9 protein-coding genes and 2 pseudogenes are annotated in these 3,943 nt (G+C 63.3%); all 11 read right to left on the bottom strand.

Features of this window, described 5'->3' with window-relative positions; translation table 11 throughout:
- Positions 1-98 (bottom strand): annotated as a pseudogene (locus tag ACILQR_RS15935) (30S ribosomal protein S14); the annotation flags it as partial.
- A 19-nt stretch (positions 99-117) separates the two neighbouring features.
- A complete protein-coding gene (gene rplE, locus ACILQR_RS15930; protein ID WP_271146913.1) occupies positions 118-678 on the bottom strand; it encodes a 50S ribosomal protein L5 in 561 nt (186 codons plus the stop codon).
- Positions 678-986, bottom strand: a complete 309-nt coding sequence (gene rplX, locus ACILQR_RS15925) for a 50S ribosomal protein L24 (RefSeq protein ID WP_395652350.1) — start codon at positions 984-986, stop codon at positions 678-680. The genes rplE and rplX overlap by 1 nt, the downstream gene beginning before the upstream one ends.
- A 2-nt stretch (positions 987-988) precedes the next feature.
- A complete protein-coding gene (rplN, locus tag ACILQR_RS15920; RefSeq protein WP_077354965.1) occupies positions 989-1,357 on the bottom strand; it encodes a 50S ribosomal protein L14 in 369 nt (122 codons plus the stop codon).
- A gap of 18 nt (positions 1,358-1,375) precedes the next feature.
- Entirely contained in the window at positions 1,376-1,627 is a 252-nt protein-coding gene (gene rpsQ, locus ACILQR_RS15915) for a 30S ribosomal protein S17 (RefSeq protein ID WP_183213200.1), read from the bottom strand.
- A 9-nt stretch (positions 1,628-1,636) separates the two neighbouring features.
- On the bottom strand, positions 1,637-1,834 hold the full coding sequence (gene rpmC / locus ACILQR_RS15910; protein WP_271085875.1) for a 50S ribosomal protein L29: 198 nt from the start codon (positions 1,832-1,834) through the stop codon (positions 1,637-1,639).
- Positions 1,834-2,274 carry a 50S ribosomal protein L16 gene (rplP, locus tag ACILQR_RS15905; RefSeq protein WP_271146911.1) on the bottom strand — a complete coding sequence of 147 codons (441 nt, stop codon included), beginning with the start codon at positions 2,272-2,274 and terminating at the stop codon, positions 1,834-1,836. Before rplP ends, rpmC begins: the two co-directional genes overlap by 1 nt.
- Before the next feature lie 3 nt (positions 2,275-2,277).
- Entirely contained in the window at positions 2,278-3,030 is a 753-nt protein-coding gene (rpsC, locus tag ACILQR_RS15900) for a 30S ribosomal protein S3 (RefSeq protein ID WP_271146910.1), read from the bottom strand.
- On the bottom strand, positions 3,030-3,410 hold the full coding sequence (gene rplV, locus ACILQR_RS15895; RefSeq protein WP_271146909.1) for a 50S ribosomal protein L22: 381 nt from the start codon (positions 3,408-3,410) through the stop codon (positions 3,030-3,032). Before rplV ends, rpsC begins: the two co-directional genes overlap by 1 nt.
- A 2-nt stretch (positions 3,411-3,412) precedes the next feature.
- The gene (gene rpsS, locus ACILQR_RS15890; RefSeq protein ID WP_271146908.1) at positions 3,413-3,691 is read right to left on the bottom strand and encodes a 30S ribosomal protein S19; all 279 of its coding nucleotides are present in this window, start codon (positions 3,689-3,691) and stop codon (positions 3,413-3,415) included.
- Between the two features lie 2 nt (positions 3,692-3,693).
- Positions 3,694-3,943, bottom strand: a pseudogene (rplB, locus tag ACILQR_RS15885) (50S ribosomal protein L2); the annotation flags it as partial.

Below are 3,943 nucleotides of genomic sequence, written 5' to 3'. Positions count from 1 at the left end.
TCGTTGGCGGTCGCCTTGAGGGCGGCCCGCTTCGCGGCATACTTCGCAACCAGGGCCTTGACGGCTTCGTTGCGGTTTACGGCGCTTTTCTTTGCCATTGTGCTTTTCCCTTCCCGCTCAGTTCTTCACGAACGGGAACTTGAACTCGGTCAGAAGCGCGCGCGCCTCGTCGTCGGTCCTGGCCGTGGTGCAGACGATGATGTCCATGCCCCACATCTGGTCGATCTGATCGTAGTTGATCTCGGGGAACACGATGTGTTCCTTGAGGCCCATGGCGTAGTTGCCGCGGCCGTCGAACGACGTCGGCTTCAGGCCACGGAAGTCCTTCACGCGCGGCAGGGCGATCGTGATCAGACGGTCGAGGAACTCGTACATCTGGTCGCCGCGCAGGGTGACCTTGCCGCCGATGATCATGCCTTCGCGCAGCTTGAAGCCGGCGATGGAGTTGCGGGCCTTGGTCGGGACCGCCTTCTGGCCGGCGATCTGCGTCAGATCCTTGAGGGCCGCATTGGCCTTCTTCGAATCCGCCACGGCTTCGCCGATACCCATGTTCAGCACGATCTTGTCGAGCTTGGGCAGTTGCATCGGGTTCGTGTAGCCGAACTTCTCGGTCATCACGGCGCGGATGCGGCTGTTGTAGTCGTCCTTGAGACGAGGGGTGTATGCGGTCTCGGCCATCAGATGACGTCTCCAGTCGTCTTGGCGAACCGGACCTTCTTGTCGCCCTCGACGCGGAAGCCGACGCGGGTCGCCTTGCCGTTGGCGTCGGCGATCGCGACGTTCGACAGGTGAAGCGAGGCTTCCTTGTTCTTGATGCCGCCCTGCGGGTCGCCTTGCGACGGCCGCGTGTGACGTTGCACCATGTTCACGCCCTGAACCAGGACGCGGTTTTCGGTCGGCAGGACCTTGGTGACAGCGCCGGTACGGCCCTTGTCTTTACCTGCCAGGACGACGACGCGGTCGCCCTTCTTGATCTTGGCGGCCATGACTACAGGACCTCCGGAGCCAGCGAGATGATCTTCATGTGGTTCTTGGCGCGCAGTTCGCGGGGAACAGGGCCAAAGATCCGCGTGCCGACCGGCTCGTTCTGCTTGTTGACGATGACGGCGGCGGACTTGTCGAAGCGAATGACGGAACCGTCCTTGCGCTGGATGTCCTTGGCGGTGCGAACGACGATGGCCCGAACGACCTCACCCTTCTTCACGCGGCCGCGCGGGATCGCTTCCTTCACCGAAGCGACGATGGTGTCTCCGACCGAGGCGTAGCGACGCTTAGCGCCGCCGAGCACCTTGATGCACATGACCCGGCGGGCGCCCGAATTATCGGCCACTTCCAGGTTAGTTTGCATCTGGATCATAGTGTCAGATCCTTCTGATTACGACGCCGAGGCCGGGGTGTCCTTGGACAGGACTTCCCAGCGCTTCAGCTTGGACTTGGGGGCGCATTCCACGATGCGGGCGACATCGCCTTCCTTGAAGGCGTTCGCTTCGTCGTGGGCGTGGTACTTCTTGGACAGGCGCACGATCTTTTTCATGACCGGGTGCAGCAGCGTGCGTTGGACGACGACGACGACGGTCTTGTCGCCCTTGTCGGACACAACCACACCTTCCAGGATACGTTTGGGCATGGTGTTTCCTTACGAAGCCGAACGCTTCTCACGCAGAAGCGTGGAGATGCGGGCGATATCTTTGCGGACTTCACCAACGCGGTGAGTCTTTTCCATCTGGCCGGTGGCGGCCTGGAAGCGCAGGTTGAATTGCTCTTTCTTCAGCGAGAGCAGCTGGTCGCCCAGCTGGTCCGGCGTCTGCGAGCGCAGATCAGCGATCTTGGTCATCAGGCGACGTGCTCCACGTGAGCGATACCGGCGTCCAGGCGGGTGACCACCTTGGTGCGGACCGGCAGCTTGGCGGCACCCAGACGCAGGGCCTCGCGGGCCACGTCGTCGGCGACGCCGTCGATTTCAAACAGGATCCGGCCCGGGTGGCAGCGCGCCGCCCAGTGATCCACCGCGCCCTTGCCCTTGCCCATGCGGACTTCGGCAGGCTTGCCCGAGACCGGAAGGTCCGGGAAGATGCGGATCCAGACACGGCCCTGACGCTTCATCTGACGGGTGATCGCGCGGCGGGCCGCCTCGATCTGACGCGCCGTGATGCGTTCCGGCTCCAGCGTCTTCAGGCCATAGGACCCGAAGTTCAGCGAGAAGCCACCCTTGGCGGCACCGTGGATACGGCCCTTGAAGGCCTTGCGGTATTGAGTTTTCTTCGGTTGCAGCATGACTTAGCCCTCACGCCCACGACGCTGACCACGGTCGTTACGACCACCGCGATCACCACCACGGCCTTCGTTCGACGACGGACCGGCGGCTTCCAGAGCCCAACGCTTGTCCTGCGCCATCGGATCGTGTTCCAGGACTTCACCCTTGAAGACCCAGACCTTCACACCAATGATGCCGTAGGTCGTCTTGGCCTCAATGAAGCCGTAGTCGATGTCAGCGCGCAGGGTGTGCAACGGCACGCGACCTTCGCGGTACCATTCCATACGAGCGATTTCGGCACCGCCGAGGCGACCCGAGACGTTGATCCGGACGCCCTTGGCACCCAGACGCATCGCGGCCTGCATCGAACGCTTCATGGCACGACGGAAGGCGATCCGGCGTTCCAGCTGCTGCGCGATGTTCTCGGCGATCAGCTGGGCGTCGGTCTCGGGTTTGCGCACTTCGACGATGTTCAGGTGAACTTCGCCTTCGGTACGGGCCGAGATGTCCTTGCGGAGCTTCTCGATGTCGGCGCCCTTCTTGCCGATCACGACGCCGGGACGGGCGGCATAGATCGTCACGCGGCACTTCTTGTGCGGACGCTCGATGATGATGCGCGAGACGCCAGCGGCGTTCAGCCGCTCACGCAGCCAGGTACGCAGCTTGATGTCCTGGTGCAGCAGGCGAGCGTAGGACGGGCCGTCAGCGAACCAGCGGCTGTCCCAGGTACGGTTCACGCCGAGGCGGAAACCGATCGGATTGATTTTCTGACCCATCAGGCGGCCTCGCCGGCTTCACGGACCACGATGGTGATCTCGCTGAACGGTTTCAGGATACGCGACGAGCGACCACGAGCACGGCTCGCGAAACGCTTCATCACCAGGTTCTTGCCCACGAAGGCCTCGGCGACGACCAGGTTGTCGATGTCGAGGTTGTGGTTGTTCTCGGCGTTCGACACGGCCGAATACAGGACCTTGCGGACGTCGTCGGAGATGCGCTTGCGGCTGAATTCCAGCTCGTTCAGCGCCTTCTGAACCGGCAGACCGCGGATCGAGGCGGCGACCAGGTTCAGCTTCTGGGGGCTGATGCGGACGTTGACCAGCTTGGCGCGGGCCTCCGTTGCGCCGACGCGGCGGGTGTTGTTGGTCTTGGGCATGACTACTTCCGCTTCGCTTTCTTGTCCGCGGCGTGGCCGGGGAACGAACGGGTGGGCGAGAACTCGCCCAGTTTCATGCCGACCATGTCCTCGTTCACGTGCACGGGGACGTGCTTGTGACCGTTGTGGACACCGAACGTCAGACCGACGAACTGCGGCAGGATGGTGGAGCGGCGCGACCAGGTTTTGATCACGTCCTTGCGGCCCGACGTCTGAACGGCGTCGGCCTTCTTGAGCAGATACCCGTCGACGAACGGGCCTTTCCAGGAGGAGCGGGCCATCTTTAGCGAGCCTTCTTAACGTGGCGGGTACGGATGATGAACTTGTCCGTCGCCTTGTTCTTGCGGGTACGGGTGCCCTTGGTGTCCTTACCCCACGGCGTGACGGGGGTGCGGCCACCGGAGGTGCGGCCTTCGCCGCCGCCGTGCGGGTGATCGACCGGGTTCATGGCGACGCCGCGAACGTGCGGGCGGAAGCCCATGTGACGGACGCGACCGGCCTTGCCCAGGTTCTGGTTCATGTGGTCGGCGTTC

It is taken from the genome of Brevundimonas sp., assembly GCF_044239655.1.
Taxonomy (GTDB): Bacteria; Pseudomonadota; Alphaproteobacteria; order Caulobacterales; family Caulobacteraceae; genus Brevundimonas.
The sequence above is the reverse complement of the archived record's forward strand: the minus strand, read 5'-3'. Positions and strand labels throughout refer to the sequence as shown.

Coding starts and splice junctions, on each gene's coding strand:
- rpsC (WP_271146910.1), bottom strand. CDS start 3,030: ATGGGTCAGAAAATCAATCCGATCGGTTTCCGCCTCGGCGTGAACCGT.
- rpsS (WP_271146908.1), bottom strand. CDS start 3,691: ATGGCCCGCTCCTCCTGGAAAGGCCCGTTCGTCGACGGGTATCTGCTC.
- rplN (WP_077354965.1), bottom strand. CDS start 1,357: ATGATCCAGATGCAAACTAACCTGGAAGTGGCCGATAATTCGGGCGCC.
- rplX (WP_395652350.1), bottom strand. CDS start 986: ATGGCCGCCAAGATCAAGAAGGGCGACCGCGTCGTCGTCCTGGCAGGT.
- rpmC (WP_271085875.1), bottom strand. CDS start 1,834: ATGACCAAGATCGCTGATCTGCGCTCGCAGACGCCGGACCAGCTGGGC.
- rplV (WP_271146909.1), bottom strand. CDS start 3,410: ATGCCCAAGACCAACAACACCCGCCGCGTCGGCGCAACGGAGGCCCGC.
- rplE (WP_271146913.1), bottom strand. CDS start 678: ATGGCCGAGACCGCATACACCCCTCGTCTCAAGGACGACTACAACAGC.
- rpsQ (WP_183213200.1), bottom strand. CDS start 1,627: ATGCCCAAACGTATCCTGGAAGGTGTGGTTGTGTCCGACAAGGGCGAC.
- rplP (WP_271146911.1), bottom strand. CDS start 2,274: ATGCTGCAACCGAAGAAAACTCAATACCGCAAGGCCTTCAAGGGCCGT.